Genomic DNA, 1879 nt, shown 5'->3' with positions numbered 1-1879 from the left:
CCCACGCTCGCAGGCGGACGCGGCGCGGCGCACACCCAATGGGGCCCCCGGGCCGCCCCCCCCCATATGAACTCCCCCCCCCCCGCGGCCCCCGCCGCGCACGACGCCCATCTGACGATCCTGTCGTCGCTGGCCCGGCAGCTGATGAACAGCGAGTTCACCGACGCCCTGCGCGCGGTGGGCGACGCCTCCGCCGCGGCGGCCCTGATCCGCGGCGACGAGCCGGACGCACCCGCACCGGCGGGTTCCGAGGACACCGTGGCGTCGGCGGGAGCGGCCTCTCCCGCCGCCGCCACGGTCACCGACGACGACACCGTCGCCGAAGAGCCGTCCCCGGAGCGCCCGTTCCGCATCGTCGCCGTCACCTCCTGTCCCACGGGCATCGCCCACACCTACATGGCGGCCGAGTCGCTGGAGAACGCCGGCCGCGAGGCGGGCGTCGAACTCACCGTCGAGCCCCAGGGATCGGCCGGTTTCACCCGGGTCGCCCCGGAGGTCATCGCGGCGGCGGACGCCGTGATCTTCGCCCACGACGTCCCCGTCCGGGAGAAGGAGCGCTTCGCCGGGAAGCCGACGGTCGACGTCGGCGTCAAGGCGGGCATCAACCGCCCCGCGGAGCTGATCACCGAGGTCCGCGAGAAGGCCGCCCGTGGCGAGGTCACCGCCGCTGCCAGGTCCGGTGGCACTCCCGTGGAGCGTGCGGGCGAGCCCGGAGAGGGCTACGGCACCAAGCTGCGCAAGTGGCTGATGTCCGGCGTGAGCTACATGGTCCCGTTCGTCGCGGCGGGCGGTCTGCTCATCGCGCTCGGCTTCGCGATCGGTGGCTGGGAGATCGACAAGGCCAAGCCCGTCATCGAGCACTTCGACTGGGGTCAGGTCGACAGCTGGGGGGCCCTGCTGTTCCAGATCGGCGCGGTCGCCTTCGGCTTCCTCGTCCCGGTCCTCGCCGGCTACATCGCCTACGGCATGGCCGACCGGCCCGGACTGGTGCCCGGCTTCGTCGGCGGCGCCATCTCCGTGTCGATCGGCGCGGGCTTCCTCGGCGGCCTGGTGGCCGGTCTGATCGCCGGTGGTGTGGTCCTCGGTATCCAGCGGATCAGCATTCCGCCGGTGCTCCGCGGCATCATGCCGGTGGTGGTGATACCGCTGATCTCCTCGGCGGTCGTCGGGTTCCTGATGTTCGTCGTCATCGGCAAACCCATCGCCGAGGTACAGAAGGGCCTCACCAACTGGCTGAACGGCCTGTCCGGCGCCAACGCGATCCTGCTCGGTGCGCTTCTCGGGCTGATGATGTGCTTCGACCTCGGCGGCCCCGTCAACAAGGTCGCCTACACCTTCGCCACATCCGGTATCTCGACGGCGGATCCGAGCAGTTCGGCGATGAAGGTGATGGCGGCCGTGATGGCGGCCGGCATGGTGCCCCCGCTCGGCATGGCCCTCGCGACCTTCCTGCGCAAGAAGCTGTTCACTCCGGCGGAGCGGGAGAACGGCAAGGCCGCCGTGGTCCTGGGCGCCTCATTCATCACCGAGGGCGCGATCCCGTTTGCCGCCGCCGACCCGCTGCGCGTCATCCCCGCCTCCATGGCGGGCGGTGCGGTTACCGGCACGCTGACCATGGCGTTCGGTTCGACCCTGCGCGCCCCGCACGGAGGTGTCTGGGTCACCCTGCTGATCGGCAGGCCGTTGCTGTACCTGCTCGCGATCGCGATTGGTACGGCTGTCACGGCCGGTCTGGTCATCCTGCTGAAGGGCATGCGCAAAGCGGCCCCGGGTACCTCCGTTCAGGAGGTGGCTGCGCCCACGACACCGGAGGAGAAGCAGCCAGTGGCGGCGTGACCCGAGAACCCCGCTCATGACGGTGGCCCGCACGCCCTCCTCG

General features: G+C 71.2%; 1 protein-coding gene. It reads left to right on the top strand.

The window, feature by feature from the left end:
• Positions 1-66: 66 nt before the first annotated feature.
• Positions 67-1836: a fructose-specific PTS transporter subunit EIIC gene (locus ABZ281_RS47895; RefSeq protein ID WP_356664974.1), complete on the top strand. Its 1770-nt coding sequence runs from the start codon at positions 67-69 to the stop codon at positions 1834-1836.
• Positions 1837-1879: the final 43 nt, after the last annotated feature.

The organism is Streptomyces sp. NPDC006265, from assembly GCF_040613555.1.
Taxonomy (GTDB): domain Bacteria; phylum Actinomycetota; class Actinomycetes; order Streptomycetales; family Streptomycetaceae; genus Streptomyces.
Note: the sequence above shows the minus strand (reverse complement) of the source record. Positions and strands in the feature narration are given on the sequence as shown.

Bases quoted from the DNA above. Each gene is read 5' to 3' on its own strand.
- ABZ281_RS47895 (WP_356664974.1), top strand. From the start codon at position 67: ATGAACTCCCCCCCCCCCGCGGCCCCCGCCGCGCACGACGCCCATCTG.